The following is a 17,505-nucleotide window of genomic DNA, read 5'->3' as shown; positions in this document are numbered from 1 at the left end:
TTTCAGTTCCTCCTACTTGAATAGGCACTCTGACGCCATAAGTAGAACGCAAGAAAGTGCGTCACGATGTACGCACTTCTTTTTCTACTCATAGTCGACTTATTTTACGGTAAGTCGGTAGATACTTCTCTAGCCATATTCTAAAGAATTATATGAGTGACACTTTCAACAATTATTATGAAAATAGTATAGCAACATTTCATTCGTTTAGATAGAACAAATATAACGTATTCGTGAATTTTTCATACAATTGCATCGTTTTTCCTGTTCAATAGGAAATTTTTAACGATTCACTCGACAATGTTTTAATAAATTCCGAACGATGCGAAAATGATTGAAATAATTAATGCGAGTATTGGAATCGCAATCGTAATGACCGCGATATCTTTATAACTATCTTTATGCGTCATACCTGTAATCGCAAGTAAAGTGAGGACGGCTCCGTTATGCGGAAGTGCATCTAATCCACCGGAAGCGAGCGCCGCAATACGGTGGAACGCTTCTGGGCTAATGCCCGTTTGAATGGCGATGTCATAATATTGTGCACCGAGTGCTTCAAGCGCAATCCCCATTCCGCCAGATGCTGAACCTGTCGCTCCCGCAAGCAAGTTGATCGCAACCGCTTCTGAAATTAACGGGTTCCCTTTAATATTTAACAACCAATGTGTTAACGTTTCGAATCCTGGTATCGCTTTCACGACTGTCCCGAAACCGACAGCCGCACTCGTATTAATGATCGCTGTAACCGAACCTGTCGCTCCTTCGTTCATCGCTTTTACAAACGATTTGAATTTCGTAATATTCAATAAGAGCAATAAACCGATTCCTGTAAGCAATGCGACGATAACGTCCCATTTCAAAACGTTCAAGCTAATGATGACCGCAACAAGTGGTAAAAGAGATAAAATGACAGACGGTACGACCCCTGTATCTTCCACAATTTTTTGATCTTTCGGCTCTTCAAAGACGAAGCCTTTTTTACGCAACTGTTTTTCGCGTGTAATGAGGTAGAAATATCCTCCTCCGCCCATGACGAGTGTCGCGATGAAGCCCATGATCGGCGCTGCCATCGGAGTCGTCTGGAAATAATTCATCGGAATTAAGTTTTGAATTTGAGGCGTTCCTGGTAGCGCTGTCATTGTGAACGTGAGCGCACCGAGTGCAATCGTTGCCGGCAATATTTTACGGCTAATGTTCGCTTCGCGGAACATCGTTAAAGCGATCGGATAAACAGCGAACACGACGACGAATAAGCTGACGCCTCCGTATGTGAGGAGCGCTGTCGATACGGTAACTCCTAAAATCGCACGCTTCACACCGATGACGCGCGAGAAGAATAACGCGACCGAACGAGCCATCCCTGTATCTTCCATTAACTTTCCGAAAATCGCTCCGAGCATAAATACCGGGAACCATTCTTTCGCAAACCCTACAAAACCGCTCATGTACGTACTTTTATACGCTTCTAAAATGTCGAGTCCACCTGTAATTGCGACAATTCCTGCTGCAATCGGTGCAACCCAAATGATCGACCATCCTAAATAAGCTAATACCATTAAGATGACGAGCCCTAAAACGATACCAAACATCGCATTTCCCTCCTAAACCATCCATTTTTGGGTGAAAAAAAGATGCAGTGCGTACACTGCATCTTTCAACTAGGTATATGTTATACCCAACGACCAGTTAACACTTTTTTACGCGTATAGAAGTTCAATCCGTCTTTTCCGTTTGCGTGTAAGTCGCCGTAGAATGAATCTTTCCATCCTGAGAATGGGAAGAATGCCATAGGAGCTGGTACACCGATGTTTACGCCGAGCATTCCTGCATCGATCGTTTCGCGGAATGTACGTACGCTACCGCCATCTTTCGTGAAAATACATGCGCCGTTTGCGAAACGTGATTTGTTCGCAAGCTCGACCGCTTCTTCTAAGTTTTTCACGCGGCTAATTGAAAGCACTGGCGCGAAAATTTCATCTTCCCAAATTTTCATTTCACATGTTACGTTATCGAAAATTGTCGGTCCTACGAAGTAGCCGTTTTCTTTCGCTGCTTCATCGAGTCGTCCATCGCGAATTAATGTCGCACCTTCTTCTTCTCCTTTTTCGATATATTGGAGTGTGCGCTCTTTATGTGCGTCACGGATGACTGGGCCTAAAAATACGCCTTCGTCTAAGCCGTTACCGATTTGAATGTCGTTCGCTTTTTGAACGAGTGCTTCGATGAACTCATCTGCGATTGAATCTTCAACAGCTACAACCGCACAAGCCATACAGCGCTCTCCTGCTGAACCGAATGCTGCGTTTAAAATTTGTGTCGCCGCATTGTCGATGTTCGCATCGCTCAATACGATCGAGTGGTTTTTCGCTCCCGCTAATGCTTGAACGCGTTTTAAGTTGTCTGTTCCACGCTTGTACACATACTCTGCGACTGGCTGTGAACCGACGAATGAAATCGCTGCAATTTTTTCATGGTCTAAAATACCGTTTACGACGTTATGCGCTCCGTGTACGATGTTGAATACACCTTTCGGGAATCCAGCTTCTTCTACTAATTCAGCTAAGCGGTTCGCTAAAAGTGGTGTACGCTCAGATGGTTTTAATACGAATGTATTTCCTGTCGCAAGCGCCATCGGGAACATCCAGCAAGGAACCATCATCGGGAAGTTGAACGGTGTAATACCGCCAATTACGCCGATTGGGTAACGGTAAACGCCTGATTCAAGTCCTGTTGCGATCGATGGAAGTTGCTCGCCCATCATTAATGTCGGTGCACCTGCTGCGAACTCGACACATTCAATTCCGCGAAGAACTTCACCGTGTGCTTCTGTAAAGTTTTTCCCGTTTTCAATTGTAATTAATTTTGCAAGCTCATCCCAATGCTCAACGAGAAGTTGTTGATATTTGAACATGATGCGTGCGCGACGTGGAACAGGTACTTCTTTCCACTCTTGGAACGCTGCGTCCGCTACTTTTACCGCGTGATTTAATTCTTCTGCTGTCGATAATGGAACGTTTGCGATGACTTCTCCTGTTGCTGGGTTATATACAGGCTCGATGTTCGTTGATTTTGATTCAACCCACTCACCGTTAATGTAGTTTTTAACGACTTTCCGAAAGAAGTCTCCCATCCTCAAGGAATGTGAAGGTGCGAATAGCACCAATGAGTAGGTGGGAGATGAATTTCGGTTGGCTTTAGCCAAAGAATTTGGTAAAATATAGACATAATGTTCTTTGACAACTGGATATATGGAGTTGCATACGGAAATAAGAGCGAAAACCAAGCCCCTCGTATGCGTAAAATATCCAAGGTACTAAAAACATTGCGTATCAGTAGGGTTGGAATGCCCCGAATTCACGCTCGTGGAGAACACATAAGACTTGCTTGCAAGCTATGTTCGTGGAAGCGAGAAGCCCCCACTTCAAACGAAGTTCAGTGGTGGGTAGTTCACTGTTTTGTACTGTCATTGTTAAAATCCTCCTTCAAATTTAAAACGCATATGTGTAGCATGTCGTATACAATGCTTTAATTTCTTCTTTCGTCGGTACTTTCGGGTTGTTCCCTGGGCTACCGCTATCGAGTGCATCGTCCGCCATCTTATCGATCGCTTCATTGAATGCTTCCTCTTCAATGCCCCATTCTTTTAAGTTCGGAATGCTCAAATACTTACATAATTCTTTCACTGACTTAACCGCGACATCTGCCGCTTGTTCATTCGTTAAAACAGTATCTTCTTCTGCGAATAGGCGACCTAGATCAGCGAGGCGCTCGACGCAACTTTCACGGCTATATTCGAGAACGGCTGGGAGTAACATCGCGTTCGAAAAACCGTGCGGTACGTTAAATAAAGCACCGATTGGACGAGACATGCCGTGCACGAGACAAACAGATGCGTTCGAGAATGCCATTCCTGCTTGTAGCGCACCGATGGCCATCCCTTCACGAGCGGCAATGTTTTCGCCATCATCATATGCCACTTTCAAATTGCGCACGATGTATTTCATCGCAGAAAGTGCCATCACATCTGTCATCGGCTGTGCTTTTTTCGAAATGTACGCTTCGATTGCGTGACATAACGCATCGACACCTGTAGCCGCTGTGACACTTTTCGGACTCGATACAGAAAGCAATGGGTCGACAATTGCTACAGTCGGCATTAAGACCGGTTGTTTAATCATCATTTTGACGTGATTCGACGTATTCGTAATGACTGTCACATCTGTCGCTTCTGAACCTGTTCCTGCTGTCGTCGGAATTGCGATGTGGGGAAGACTCGCTTTTGACGCAATTTTTTGCTGGTTCATGTAGTCGCCGATGTAGCCACCATTTGTCGCTAAAATTGCAACCGCTTTCGCCGTATCGATACAGCTTCCGCCTCCGATTGAAACGACGAGGTCACACTGTTCTTTTTCCAAGACACTCATCGCTGCTGCGACATGTTCGTCAGTCGGTTCCGAGTTTACTTCTAAGAAGATAGCGCTTTCAACACCGACCTCTGAAAGTAAATCGATGCACTTTTGTACGTTACCGAGCTCTTCCATAATTTTATCGCTGACGATCAACGCTTTTTGACCGTACTGCTTCGCTTGGAAACCGAGTTTTTGTAACGCATTTTGTTGATAATACAACATTTGGGGAGTTTGAAACGTTTTACATTCTACCATACACACTTGCTCCTTTCTGTTTGAAACCTACACAAGAACTACACTCTTATGTATGAAAGCTACACTTTTATGTAGTTTATGTTGTTTAATTATGTTTTATTAATTTTACAACTAAAATAAGTGTAGCCCTAAGACTACACTTATGTCAAGCATCAATATTATATTTTTTCAACTTTTTATATAAGGTTGTACGGTGAATCCCTAATATTTCTGCGGTTTTCGACTTGTTTCCACCCGTTTTTTTCAATAAAGAAATAATGAGTTCCCGTTCATTTTCCCCTTGTTTCTCTTTAAATTGTTCCAAATTGACCGACACATTGTCTACATGTGTCGACACTTGTTCTTTTTTCTCCGTGAGCAACCAATCTAAATCTTCCACTTGAATCATTTCATCATCGCTCAACGTAATGACCCGTTCGATACTGTTGACGAGTTCCCGAACGTTTCCGGGCCATTCGTAATTTATCAATGCTTGCACAACTTCCGAAGTGAAGGTCTTCTCTGGCACGCGATGTTTCATGCAAAGCTGTTGCATGTAATGCGCGAGCAAAATCGGAATGTCTTCTTGTCGGTTGCGTAACGGTGGAATATCTAAATGGACGATGCTTAACGTTTCGAATAAACGTCGGTCAAATTGTTTAGAATGGAGTAACTCATCGACCGTCGTAGAAGAAGCAACGATGAGCCGAACGTCGATTTGTTGATCGACGAGCACATTGCCTTTCCCTTCTTCTAGAAATTCTAACAATTCATATTGCGTGTCCGCTGGTAATACGTCGATATTTTCAAGGAAGAGCGTTCCCCCGTCCGCTTCTTGAATGCGACGAAACAACATTTGCTTCACTCGTTCAGGTTCGTAACTGCGGCAGTCAAATGCGATAAATACTTCATCTCGGCGCGAGCTCAATTGATGAATCCCTTCTCCGAACGCTTTCTTTCCCGTGCCGCTCTCCCCTGTTAAAAAGACAGGAACTTTCGTGCGCGCTGCTTTACGTGCAAGACGTTTCAATTGGAAAATTTCTTTGCTGACGCCGACGATTTCTTCTAAACTCGCCATTTCTTTTTCCGTGTGTAGCTCTTGTTTTTGACTCATCTTCACGTTTTGTAATTGCAAGCTTTCGTAAATGCGATACACTTGCGACACCCCTTCGAAAATGAGCATTCCGATCGCTGCGACTACTTTCCCGTTGTGCCAAATCGGGATGCGGTGAACGATCATATCTTGTCCTTGAATGTTTTGAATGACTCCACGTTCCGGCATTCCTTTTTGAACCGTTTCATGCAAGTTCGTATTTTCAATTACTTCCGTCACGTGGCGTCCGAGCGCTTCTTCTCGTGGAACTCCTGTAAAATTGCTGTACGCTTCGTTAAATTCGATCAAATATCCATTTTCGTCAACGACCGCTATTCCTTCATACGCTTTTTCTAAAATGACGCTTAAAATTGCAGACATTCGCTCGTCATGCAAATCATTTTCTAGCATTCGAATAATATGTTTGACGACGGTTTCTTTCGTCAACAGTCCGAGTACTTCGCCCACTTCATTTTGGACGACGTATAAATCAATCATCTCTGCTGTACGTAACAATTCTGGCAATGCCACATCTTCTCGTACTGTTTGAATATTATCAAGCCTTGCAATCTCTTTTACAGGTGCTGACATTTCAATACACTGTTCATACGCATATCGCAAACTTGTGTCGTTCATGACACCGACAAACTGTCGCTGTTCGTCAACAATAATGAGCCACTTTTGTTTTAATTGTAATGCTTCTTTAATCGACACAGTTTGTAAAACTGTAACAAACTGTGTCGTCATCCAGTCCCCTACTGCGAGCGACTCTTCTCCTAGTTCCAACTGTATTAACTTATTTAAAAATGTCTCCATTGCTTCCCTCACCTTTTTATATTCTGCTCTATTTTATATGATTTGTAGCATCTTGGCGAATAATGATTGTTTCAAAATAGCGACAATGCTACACTATTTCTCTCTCATTATTTTACACTTCAACCAATTAAAGAGCGAGCACAATGAATAAAAAGGAAATTTACAAAGGGATATCTTTTTTCAAAACGATCATATGTTCAAGCAATACGCCATTTTCAATAATCGGTTCAGCGTAATGCTCTGTGAAAAAATGTTCGATTGTATAGGAATAAGTAAAACCACATGCTTCGTAAAATGGAACGGTGAGCCCGCTATCTCCTGTCCCGACAAACATCGTTCGCCCTTTATAATAGTCAAATAATTGTTCGAGCATTTGTTTTCCGTATCCTTGCTTGCGATAAGGGACGTCGATCGCCATATTTTTTAATTCGACACCTTCTTTTTCTTCTGTGACGACCGCAACGCCAATCACTCGTCCCTCTTCCAACGCGACATACAATGTGCCGCGGTTTAAATATGTGTCGATTTGGCTTTCTTCTTCATCCGCTTGCAATAGTAAAAGTAAGTACTCTTTTTTATGATGGTGAATCGTTTGTAAATGCATCGCTTTCTCCTCATGCAAAAAGCGCTAGCTATGGTAGGCTAGCGCTTCGTTATTAATTTGCTACAATGTTGACGAGACGTCCGGGTACTGCGATTACTTTGCGAATCGTTTTCCCTTCAATCATCTCTTGAATGCGCTCATTTTCAAGCGCTACTTTTTCGAGTTCTTCTTTCGTAATGTCGCGAGCGACTTCAATTTTCGCGCGCACTTTACCGTTAATTTGTGCGACGATTTCAACTGTATCATCGACGAGTTTACTTTCATCGTACGTTGGCCATGGCTCGTAAGCGAGTGATTCTGTTTCGCCGAGCGCTTGCCAAATTTCTTCTGCGATGTGCGGTGTGATCGGTGATAATAACGTGATGAAACCTTTCGCATAGTCTACCGGTACACGGTCTACTTTGTACGCTTCGTTCACGAATACCATCATTTGAGAAATTGCCGTATTATTATGCATGTTCTCGAAGTCTTCCGTCACTTTTTTCACCGTTTGGTGGTACACTTTTTCAAGTTCTCCACCCGCTTCGCCATTCACTTTCGCGCTCAATGTGCCATCTTCATTCATGAAGAGACGCCATACGCGGTCTAAGAAACGACGTGCGCCGTCGACACCGTTCGTCGTCCATTCTTTCGCTGCATCGAGTGGACCCATGAACATTTCGTATAAACGTAACGTATCCGCTCCGTGTGAGTTGACGATATCGTCCGGGTTAATGACGTTACCGAGTGATTTCGACATTTTAATGTTTCCTTCACCGAGAATCATTCCTTGGTTGAACAATTTTTGGAATGGCTCTTTCGTGTGAACGACGCCTAAATCGTACAACACTTTATGCCAGAAACGCGCATACAATAAGTGAAGAACTGCGTGCTCTGCCCCTCCGACATAAATGTCGACCGGCATCCATTTTTTAATTAATTCAGGGTCTGCGATCGCTTCTGTATTGTGTGGATCGATGTAGCGTAAGTAATACCAAGAGCTACCTGCCCATTGCGGCATCGTATTCGTTTCACGACGACCTTTCATTCCTGTTTCTGGGTCGACGACGTTCACCCATTCTTCAATGTTCGCAAGTGGTGATTCGCCTGTTCCAGACGGATGAATATTCGTCGCTTTCGGAAGTTCGAGCGGCAATTGGTCTTCCGGTACAGGTGTCATCGTGCCGTCTTCCCAATGAATCATCGGGATTGGCTCGCCCCAGTAACGTTGACGTGAGAACAACCAGTCGCGAAGACGGTACGTCACTTTCCCTTCTCCTTTACCGTTCGCTTCGAACCATTCGATCGCTTTAGCAATCGCTTCTTCTTTATTTAAACCGTTTAAGAAATCTGAGTTCACGAGCACACCGTCTTCAGTATGTGCTGCTTCTTCAATGTTACCGCCTGATACGACTTCTTTAATCGGTAAGTTAAATTCTTTCGCAAATTCATAGTCGCGCTCGTCATGTGCTGGTACTGCCATGATCGCCCCTGTTCCGTACGTTGCAAGCACGTAGTCCGCGATCCAAATCGGCATTTTTTCACCGCTCGCTGGGTTGATCGCATAAGCACCTGTAAAGACGCCTGTTTTTTCTTTTGAAAGTTCCGTACGCTCTAAGTCTGATTTCGACTTGATCGAATCAACGTACGCTTGTACTGCTTCACGTTGTTCTGGTGTCGTAATTTGTTCGACGAGTTTATGCTCTGGCGCAAGGACTGCATACGTCGCACCGAAAATCGTATCCGGACGTGTCGTGAACGCTTCGAACGTTTTATCCGTACCGTCGATTTCGAACGTTAATTGCGCTCCTTCTGAACGACCGATCCAGTTGCGTTGCATTTCTTTCAAGCTTTCTGGCCAATCGAGCTCATCTAAATCTTCGAGTAAACGGTCGGCATACGCTGTAATACGGAGCACCCATTGACGCATCGGACGGCGTTCTACCGGGTGACTTCCACGCTCTGAAAGTCCGTCGATTACTTCTTCGTTCGACAATACAGTACCGAGTGCTGGGCACCAGTTTACCGGTACTTCGTCGATATACGCGAGACCCATTTTATACATTTGGATGAAAATCCATTGCGTCCATTTGTAATATTCAGGATCTGTCGTATTAATTTCACGATCCCAATCGTAAGAGAAACCGAGCTCATTCATTTGACGTTTGAACGTTTGAATATTTCGCTCTGTAAATTCAGCAGGGTCGTTCCCTGTATCTAATGCATACTGTTCTGCTGGAAGTCCGAACGCATCCCATCCCATCGGGTGAAGAACATTATAGCCTTTTTTGCGCTTATATGAACTTAAAATATCCGTCGCGATATACCCGAGCGGGTGACCGACGTGCAAACCTTGTCCTGACGGATAAGGGAACATGTCTAACGCATAAAAATTCGGTTTATTCTCATCTTCTGTCGTTTTATATGTTTTGTTCTCTAACCAATAATTTTGCCACTTTTTCTCAATCTTCTTGTGATCATAAGCCATTGTGTAAAATCCTCCTTCAAATTAAAAAAACTCCCGCCCCTTGACTACGCAAGGGGCGAGAGAGTTATCCCGCGGTACCACCCAAATTGACATCATTCATGTCCACTTCAAATCCTTAACGCGGATGAGACGTATTCGCTCTGTAGGTGAGTTCGTGAGGTTCATTTTACAGACTTGCACCGACCGTCTGCTCTCTAAAAAAATGTTGCTCCTTACTAGTCTACTTCATTGCGATGAATTATTTTGACTACTATGTAGTGTAACTGAACTTTCGACAATTGACAAGCTTCCACAGAATGTTTTTACTATTGTCGCAATTGTTCCGCTTTTCGTAATGGACGGTCGTACAAAATCGTCGTCATAAATGTGATGAGTAAGAGCGACGTCAACAGTAAAATCATCGTATGCATATCGTACAAATCGACAAATACTCCCCCTGCGACTGGGCCGATCATTTTACCGATCGTTGCGGCTGAGTTGACGATTCCTTGATAAAATCCGTTGCGGCCTTTTGGTGCGAGTTGATTCGCAATCGTCGGAATGGCAGGCCATAATAAAATTTCACCGAATGTTAACACAACCATCGCCATTAAAAATTGTCCGAACGTTTCCGCAAAGCTGACGAAAATGAACGACCCGAAGAAAATCGTTAACCCGATGAGCATTTGCACTTTCAATTGATTTTCAAAACGTTTCACAATCGGCGCTATGATCGGCTGACCGAGTAAAATGACGACTCCGTTCACCGTCCAAATTAAACTATATTGCGTTAACGTCACACCGAGCGATAAAGCATGCGTCGAAATCGTCGTCGACCATTGTGAATAAATGATCCACGTGACGAGATAACCGAGCGAAATGATGAGCAAAGCATAAAACGGCGCTTTTTGTCGAATTTCTTTTCGCTGGTTGAGCACAGTTGCAGGTCCTGTATCTGCCACTAAATTGCGATAACCGAAAAAGGCGAGAAATAAAAAGCCGATGTAAAACGCTAAATTCGCGCTAAAAATCGCATCGATATTACGTCCGGCAACTAACCCCGCAACAGCAGGACCGATCGCGACACCGATATTGTTCGCCAAATACATCGCGTTAAACGCTTTTCGTCCCCCTTCTGGCCAAACTGCTCCAATCATCGCGTACAAACTCGGAAAGACGATACCACTACTAAATCCGAGAATCGTTAAAAAGATTACATACGGTACGAAGTCGTGGCGAAAAACGAGCACGATGAGTGCCAAAATCGAAATGACGCTCCCGAGCATCAATGTCCGATATCCCCCTAACTTATCGAATAACACGCCACCGAGTAAATTTCCGATGACTCCTGCCCCTGCATTCGCCATTAAAACGAAGCCCGCGACCGTCAATGTTTTCCCTAAATACTCGTGCATATAAATCGTATTGAGCGGCCATAAAAAAGAAGCCCCTACAATGTTAATAAACATCCCAAAAATTAAAAGCCACGCGCGCTTCGGCATTATTTCGCCTCCCTAACTAAAAAGATTCTCCAAACAGTTTAAACTTTCTACTCGAAAAGAAAAAGCCTTTATGAAAATGTTCTTCATTTCAGACGATTTTCTGCGTAAATAATGATACAATTTTGTCGAGGAGTTGAAGAAAGTGAACGGATTATTCCCCTTTCCATCAGAAGGAAAACGGTATTATACATTATCGAAACATTTGAAAGAAGTGTTCGGTGAAAAAACTTTTAAAGTATCGCTCGATGCAGGATTCGACTGTCCGAACCGAGACGGCACCGTCGCTCACGGCGGATGTACGTTTTGCAGCGTAGCAGGGAGTGGAGATTTCGCGGGAGACCGCGTCGACCCGATCGACGTTCAGTTTCGCGAAATTGAAAACCGCATGCAAGATAAATGGAAAGGTGGCAAAACGATCGCCTATTTCCAAGCGTATACGAATACGCACGCACCGCTTCCCGTTTTGAAAGAAAAATTTGAAGCTGCGCTCGCTCAACCCGGCGTCGTCGGATTATCGATTGCGACGCGTCCCGATTGCTTACCTCCTGACGTCGTCGACTATTTGGCAGAGCTCAATGAACGGACGTATTTATGGATGGAACTCGGCTTGCAAACCGTCCACGAAGAAACCGCGACGCTCATTAACCGTGCGCACGACTTCGAAACGTATAAAGAAGGTCTCGACAGTCTTCGCAAACATAACATTCAAGTGTGCAGCCACATTATTAACGGATTGCCTGGCGAATCGCTCGACATGATGATGGAAACGGCACAAGAAGTCGCAAAGCTCGACATTCAAGGGTTGAAAATTCATTTGCTTCACTTATTAAAAGGAACGCCGATGGTGAAGCAATATGAAAAAGGGATATTAAACTTTTTAACAGAAGAGGAATATGTCCGTCTCGTCGTCGATCAATTAGAAATGATCCCATCCGATGTCGTCATTCACCGCATTACAGGCGACGGTCCTGTAGAAGACTTAATCGGACCGATGTGGAGCGTGACGAAATGGGAAGTGCTCAATGCGATCGACCGCGAACTCGAAAGACGCAATAGTTATCAAGGAAAAGGAGTAAAACGATGAATCAAAACATTATCATCCATCGCGTTTTGCCGATGACGAAACGACTCATTCAGCGCGTGACGAATGAAGGGGACGTCGTCGTCGATGCGACGGCAGGTAACGGCAATGATACGCAATTTTTAGCAGAAACCGTCGGACCGAATGGACGTGTTTTTGCTTTCGACATTCAACAAGAAGCGCTCGATGCGACAAAAGAACGGCTCGAACAAAATGATTGTTTAACGCAAGTTCAACTCATTTGTGACAGCCACGCCAATGTGAAAAAATACGTCGAAGCCCCGATTAGTGGCGCGATGTTCAATCTCGGCTATTTACCGTACAGTGAAGACCTCTCTGTCGTCACACGAGCGGAATCGACAATCGCTGCAATTGACGCCTTGCTCGACTTATTAAAAAAAGACGGCATCATTACCGTCTCGGTATACGACGGACATCCAGGCGGCCCTGAAGAGCGCGACGCCTTGCTTGAATATGTGCGCACACTATACCAAAAAGACGTCCATGTCGCACGCTATGAACTACTCAATCAACGAAATAATCCACCGTTTATGCTCGCCTTTGAAAAAATGCGCGACTTTACGACACATGAACGAATTGAATGCTGACAAATTTGTCAGCATTTTTTTGTAACGAAAATGCATCCGTCGACACTAACTAATGAGTCAAATGAAAAAGGAGGGGTTATGTGAACACGTTAGAACGCGCGTATATGGACGTCCAACCGAAATTGTATCGCTATTTTCTCGCGCAATTGTACGACCGAGAAATGGCGGAAGATTTAACACAAGATGTATTTTATACCGCTCTCAAACGACTCCACACATTTCGAGGAGAAGCTTCTTTAGAAACGTGGCTCTTTTCCATCGCTCGCTTTCATTTACTCAATTACATTCGTTCGAAAAAGAAAGATCCGATTTTGCAAGAAGAATGGGCATTGCAATTAGCACGGGAAAGTACAGAAGAGGAATGGCTCGTCAAAGAAGAAACACGCACCATTCTCGCCTTCATTCAAACATTGCCCTCCCCACCTAAAGAAGTGATGACATTACGGTTGTTCGGAGAACGCTCTTTCGCTGAAATTGGTCAACTGCTCGGAAAAAGTGAAACATATGCCCGCGTCACGTTTCATCGGACGAAACAAAAAATGCAACAACGATTGGAGGAATGAAGATGAACCGATGTGCGATTGTGGAAGATTTACTTCCTTTATACGTCGACGACTTATTACAAGAAGAGACGAAGCAATGGGTAGAAGAACATTTGCCACAATGTCCTTCTTGCCAAACCGCTTTAGCCCAAATGGAAGAAGTGATTACCGTCGACTTACCGAATCCGAATGAAGAGGCGGCGAAGACGATTAAAAAAGTGACACGCCAAATGAAACGGTATGAATTTATACTCGTCACCCTCGCCTTTTTACTCGCGATGCGAACGACAATCATTCCGGAGCTGACCTTTAATGGCTTATGGGCATACGCTTTGCTCGGCGGCTTACTATACGCCTTTTACAGAACGTGGTTGCCCCCGATCGTGCTAAGCTTCGTCCCTTCTTTTTTATATTATGTACAAGATGATTTCGGAGACGCTTCCTTTACGGAAATCATCATCAGTGTCGCAAGTATGGGAACCATTTACACGCTCGTCTCACTCATCGGCGCTTTTATCGCTTACGCTTGGATTCAAGCTTTACAAAAGGAGGAACAACGATGAAAAAGAAAATTTGGCTCGGCATCGCGATTACAATTACACTCGTTTTCGCATTCATTGCCAATGCATTCACTGGCAATCCGCTTTCCAAAACGATCGCCAAACAAAATACGGAACAGTTTTTACAAAAGACGTACCCTGAAGAAACGTTTCATATTGAAAGAGGATGGTACAATTTTAAAACAGGAACGTATGATTTTACCGTAACAGGTGATCAACTGCCACAAGAAGTTGAAATGATGCGCGCTGGATTTTTCGGTCAACACTCCCATTATGATGGCGTGCGCGATAGCCGTATGGACACATCATTAAATCGTCGCCTAAACGAACAAGCAGGCGCTTATTTAATCGAGGCCTTTCGTTCAGGAGCGCCACATATACGAGGAGTCGACATGGAGTTTTCCGTCATGCGAGGAGAATTGCCGACGCATACCGATTGGTCACCGACTTTATCTTTCGTTGAAGAGCCGTGGCTCATGATTATGATGGACGCGACGAATGTTTCAGTCGAGCAGTTTGAAGAAGAAGTGCAATTTATGCAAAAAACACTCGAAGACCTCGGCATCCAATACCAATCCGCTTCCGTCAACGCCCAACTATGGGACGAGGAAACGTACGAACTGAACCGACAAGAAGCGGAAATGAACCCCGAACTCGATATCGACCGTGACGACTTCTGGTACTTACGCTACTCCGCCTCATTCAACTCAAAAACGAAAAAAATTGAAACAGAAGTGTACGACCAATAAAGTTTTAAAAGTCCCCCTCGATATAAATGTTCAACCATTATATCGAGGGATTTTTTATTGCCTATCTAAAACAACCTTCTTTATTTTCAAGCTTTTTTATTGAATTTTTTTGACTCGCATGTTATATTTTATTTAGTTACAGGAATATCATTCTCTGTATCGAACCTCGCGGACAAGTTCTGGCGAGTTTTTTTATTTATTTTGATAATAAATCCTCTCCGTGTGAGAAAGTTCTATCTTATCTTTCATAATTTCCCAAAAATCTACGAAGTACTGATCCTCAACTCTAATATTCCCAAAATATCCTTCCTGAAATTCAATATTTCGATCGTCTATTGGTATTAAACCAATGTCCTTATAATGCTTCAAACGCGTCTCACAAGAAATCATCGAACATAAAAAATCTACTACTTCTAAACCACAATGATTAGGCGAATGTCCATGCCCCACTTCCTCTTTTCTAATAAATCTTATTTCATCTAGTATTTCCGCAACTACATCCTGATTCACCGTATCCGTTCCAACTGTTAACATATGTCCATTTTTACCTTGTCCGACTCTCCGGAACATAACATTTTATAATCTACAAAATGCATAGCTTTCTTTGCATTTACATTATATTTGGCTCGAAAGGCATTCCATTTTTCTTCGAATTCTTTTTGATAATATCCCTTTTCAAACAACACAGTCGTTATAGAATATTCTTGAAGCTGAATTCCTAATTTTCGAATCATTAATTCTGTTAAATGATTTCTTTGTGATTCATCAATGTAAGCATAAAGTTCCATAGTCAAAATCTCCTTCTTTATTTTTCTACATGATATTGGATTAATACATCATATCTAATCATTTTGAGGGGGAGAAGAGTCTATTAAGAATTCTATTCTACTTTTGAAAAAGAGCACAAACTTATCAATAAATATAACAATAACGATGTATACTTTCAATTAACCCCTTATAATTATAAAGGTTTCCATAGTATAAATGCACATGACAAAAAAAGCATAGTTCACACACTCAACTATGCTTTTCTGCTCACTTTACCTTTCTACAAAGGTTGCAGTTCAATCATAACATATTCACTTTTCGTCCCGATACGAATCGGAGGTCCCCCAGAAACCTGCGCCGGATGAGACGATGGCGACGTTTCCGTTTTCTTTCCGTAACATGCCGTAGTCGACCGGAAAGATTTTTTGCGTAATGAGATGAAACGGCCACATTTACCCGCGATGTGTATGTCCGGAGACGATCAAGTCGATGCGGTCGTCGTAATCAAGCACGGTCGACGGCTGATGGTCGAGCATAAATACCGGCTTTGACGAATCGACAGCATCGAGCACTTGTTCAATGGAATGGCGCTCGCCGCCTTGGTCACCGATCGGACGAACATCTTTTCTTCCAACGACGACGAACGGTCCGACATCGACGACTTCATCTTCTAATAAATGACGAACGCTAACAAGCCGAGCGCCATCCAATAACTCCCGAGCTGCCCGAATAAAGAGCCGATACTTTTCGTCCGCACCGCTACGACAGCGATGCTCATCACCGTAAGGACAAAAACGATGCTATAAATCGGCAAGGCGAACCGTGGAAACTGTTTCGCTAACGTCCAGGTACAAATCCGTGCATACTTCCGTAAAGCGCTAAAATGAGCGTGAGGACGACGTACATCATTACTCGACGTCTCGCACGTCAGCGATAATACGTTCATTCATCCATTCGCTACGCAAAAACGCGAGCAAGCGAGCTGCCGTTTCTTCAGGTGTCGCAAGTGCGCCTGTTTCTTTATAGTCGATAAAGCGCTCTAAAAGAGGGAAATGCGATTCATCGCTCGAACGAATGACCTCTTGCATATTCGTGTCGATAATCCCTGGCGCAATCGAAACAATTTGAACAGGATACGGTTGCTTTTTCTGTTCTTCATGAACGATTGTCGAAAAATGGTCGAGCGCGGCTTTCGTCGTTCCGTACACACCCCAACCGTCATACTGTTTGCGCCCAGCACCTGATGAAATGTTCATAATGCGCTTGGCAACGTCTTCATTTTGCAATGCGGAAATGAACGCATTTGCTAATTGAATCGGTGCTGCTACGTTCACATCGAGCGCACGCTCAATCGCTTCTCGCTCTAACGAACCGACAAGTCCGATCGGTTCGACGATACCCGCATTGTTAATTAACGTAAACGATGTCGCTTCGTCTAGATGACGTTTAACGAATTGCTCGATTTCAATCGTCGCCGCATCCGCCGTCACGTCCACTTTCACTAAATTGCGTCGTGCCTCATCATTCGTACGTGCCAATCCGTACACGATATGCCCTTCACTCTCTAATTGATCCATTAACGCTTTCCCAATCCCTTTTGATGCACCTGTCACAATGTATACTTCCATTTTATTTCCTCCTTTTGTTGAAAAAGCCCCCTTCCACATGGCGCGGAAAGGGTACTCATTATTCTTCGTTAAACCAGAGGGGATCGTCATTATCTTCTTCCCCATTGTAATTAATTAACACTTCTTCTCCCGCTTCAATATCTGTATATGCATAAAAATCGAACGTTTCATTATCGAAATCAATCTCATACGTCACATTCGGTGTGTACGAATGGTTAAAGAGCATCCCGTATCCTAATAAAATCGCCGTACGGCCAATGCCGTATTCAAATGCGTAATCCGCGAGCAACGTTTTTTCAATATGTTCATGTTGGTCATTCGGATACGCTAAAACAGGAGCTTTATGCAAAAGTGTTCCTTTTTTAATATTTTCTGTCGCAAACACACCGCGTGTGTAATCACCATTACTTAATGGAGAGTTTTTGATTTCGATCATCATTTCGCCTACCTACATTTTAGATTTGT

18 protein-coding genes, 1 riboswitch and 1 other annotated feature are annotated in these 17,505 nt (G+C 43.6%); of the genes, 5 read left to right on the top strand and 13 right to left on the bottom strand.

The genetic code is table 11. The features are described from left to right. Positions 1-71: 71 nt before the first annotated feature. Positions 72-176, bottom strand: a riboswitch (purine riboswitch). Between the two features lie 129 nt (positions 177-305). From ACFQ0V_RS05230 to ACFQ0V_RS05200, 7 genes are all read right to left on the bottom strand, one after another. Beyond that, on the bottom strand, positions 306-1,589 hold the full coding sequence (locus ACFQ0V_RS05230; protein ID WP_381010578.1) for a GntP family permease: 1,284 nt from the start codon (positions 1,587-1,589) through the stop codon (positions 306-308). 80 nt (positions 1,590-1,669) lie between these two features. Further along, positions 1,670-3,130, bottom strand: a complete 1,461-nt coding sequence (locus ACFQ0V_RS05225) for a CoA-acylating methylmalonate-semialdehyde dehydrogenase (RefSeq protein ID WP_381010576.1) — start codon at positions 3,128-3,130, stop codon at positions 1,670-1,672. Between the two features lie 358 nt (positions 3,131-3,488). Next, positions 3,489-4,664: an iron-containing alcohol dehydrogenase gene (locus tag ACFQ0V_RS05220; protein WP_381010573.1), complete on the bottom strand. Its 1,176-nt coding sequence runs from the start codon at positions 4,662-4,664 to the stop codon at positions 3,489-3,491. Positions 4,665-4,809: 145 nt separating this feature from the next. Then, positions 4,810-6,552: a sigma 54-interacting transcriptional regulator gene (locus ACFQ0V_RS05215; RefSeq protein WP_381010570.1), complete on the bottom strand. Its 1,743-nt coding sequence runs from the start codon at positions 6,550-6,552 to the stop codon at positions 4,810-4,812. A gap of 160 nt (positions 6,553-6,712) precedes the next feature. After that, positions 6,713-7,156 carry a GNAT family N-acetyltransferase gene (locus ACFQ0V_RS05210; protein ID WP_381010568.1) on the bottom strand — a complete coding sequence of 148 codons (444 nt, stop codon included), beginning with the start codon at positions 7,154-7,156 and terminating at the stop codon, positions 6,713-6,715. Positions 7,157-7,208: 52 nt separating this feature from the next. After that, positions 7,209-9,623, bottom strand: a complete 2,415-nt coding sequence (gene leuS / locus ACFQ0V_RS05205; protein WP_381010566.1) for a leucine--tRNA ligase — start codon at positions 9,621-9,623, stop codon at positions 7,209-7,211. Positions 9,624-9,671: 48 nt separating this feature from the next. Further along, positions 9,672-9,861, bottom strand: a binding site (T-box leader). A gap of 67 nt (positions 9,862-9,928) precedes the next feature. Then, positions 9,929-11,104 (bottom strand): MDR family MFS transporter, encoded by a 1,176-nt coding sequence (locus tag ACFQ0V_RS05200; RefSeq protein WP_381010563.1) that lies wholly within the window; start codon positions 11,102-11,104, stop codon positions 9,929-9,931. Between the two features lie 142 nt (positions 11,105-11,246). Here ACFQ0V_RS05200 and ACFQ0V_RS05195 point away from each other — a divergent pair, with 142 nt between their 5' ends. The 5 genes from ACFQ0V_RS05195 to ACFQ0V_RS05175 all read left to right on the top strand — a co-directional run bounded on the left by ACFQ0V_RS05195 (position 11,247) and on the right by ACFQ0V_RS05175 (position 14,644). After that, positions 11,247-12,188, top strand: coding sequence for a TIGR01212 family radical SAM protein (locus ACFQ0V_RS05195; protein WP_381010560.1), 942 nt, complete (start codon positions 11,247-11,249; stop codon positions 12,186-12,188). Further along, on the top strand, positions 12,185-12,793 hold the full coding sequence (locus ACFQ0V_RS05190) for a tRNA (mnm(5)s(2)U34)-methyltransferase (protein ID WP_381010558.1): 609 nt from the start codon (positions 12,185-12,187) through the stop codon (positions 12,791-12,793). The genes ACFQ0V_RS05195 and ACFQ0V_RS05190 overlap by 4 nt, the downstream gene beginning before the upstream one ends. 80 nt (positions 12,794-12,873) lie before the next feature. Further along, entirely contained in the window at positions 12,874-13,356 is a 483-nt protein-coding gene (locus ACFQ0V_RS05185) for an RNA polymerase sigma factor (protein ID WP_381010555.1), read from the top strand. A 2-nt stretch (positions 13,357-13,358) separates the two neighbouring features. Beyond that, complete coding sequence (locus ACFQ0V_RS05180) at positions 13,359-13,898, top strand: zf-HC2 domain-containing protein (RefSeq protein ID WP_381010553.1); 540 nt, start codon at positions 13,359-13,361, stop codon at positions 13,896-13,898. After that, positions 13,895-14,644: a YfjL-like protein gene (locus tag ACFQ0V_RS05175; protein ID WP_381010551.1), complete on the top strand. Its 750-nt coding sequence runs from the start codon at positions 13,895-13,897 to the stop codon at positions 14,642-14,644. The genes ACFQ0V_RS05180 and ACFQ0V_RS05175 overlap by 4 nt, the downstream gene beginning before the upstream one ends. A gap of 192 nt (positions 14,645-14,836) precedes the next feature. Here the strand turns inward: ACFQ0V_RS05175 and ACFQ0V_RS05170 are convergent, their stop codons facing one another. The 6 genes from ACFQ0V_RS05170 to ACFQ0V_RS05145 form a co-directional block, all read right to left on the bottom strand. Further along, a complete protein-coding gene (locus ACFQ0V_RS05170; RefSeq protein ID WP_381010548.1) occupies positions 14,837-15,178 on the bottom strand; it encodes a hypothetical protein in 342 nt (113 codons plus the stop codon). Further along, positions 15,172-15,432: a hypothetical protein gene (locus ACFQ0V_RS05165; RefSeq protein WP_381010545.1), complete on the bottom strand. Its 261-nt coding sequence runs from the start codon at positions 15,430-15,432 to the stop codon at positions 15,172-15,174. The genes ACFQ0V_RS05170 and ACFQ0V_RS05165 overlap by 7 nt, the downstream gene beginning before the upstream one ends. A 432-nt stretch (positions 15,433-15,864) precedes the next feature. Next, on the bottom strand, positions 15,865-16,122 hold the full coding sequence (locus ACFQ0V_RS05160) for a hypothetical protein (protein ID WP_381010543.1): 258 nt from the start codon (positions 16,120-16,122) through the stop codon (positions 15,865-15,867). Further along, positions 16,083-16,358 carry a hypothetical protein gene (locus tag ACFQ0V_RS05155; protein ID WP_381010541.1) on the bottom strand — a complete coding sequence of 92 codons (276 nt, stop codon included), beginning with the start codon at positions 16,356-16,358 and terminating at the stop codon, positions 16,083-16,085. The genes ACFQ0V_RS05160 and ACFQ0V_RS05155 overlap by 40 nt, the downstream gene beginning before the upstream one ends. Beyond that, on the bottom strand, positions 16,321-17,040 hold the full coding sequence (locus ACFQ0V_RS05150; RefSeq protein ID WP_381010538.1) for an SDR family NAD(P)-dependent oxidoreductase: 720 nt from the start codon (positions 17,038-17,040) through the stop codon (positions 16,321-16,323). Before ACFQ0V_RS05150 ends, ACFQ0V_RS05155 begins: the two co-directional genes overlap by 38 nt. A gap of 58 nt (positions 17,041-17,098) precedes the next feature. Beyond that, positions 17,099-17,476 (bottom strand): SET domain-containing protein, encoded by a 378-nt coding sequence (locus ACFQ0V_RS05145; protein WP_381010535.1) that lies wholly within the window; start codon positions 17,474-17,476, stop codon positions 17,099-17,101. Positions 17,477-17,505: the final 29 nt, after the last annotated feature.

This window comes from Savagea faecisuis (assembly GCF_042675605.1).
GTDB classification, from domain to species: domain Bacteria; phylum Bacillota; class Bacilli; order Bacillales_A; family Planococcaceae; genus Savagea; species Savagea faecisuis.
Note: the sequence above shows the minus strand (reverse complement) of the source record. Positions and strands in the feature narration are given on the sequence as shown.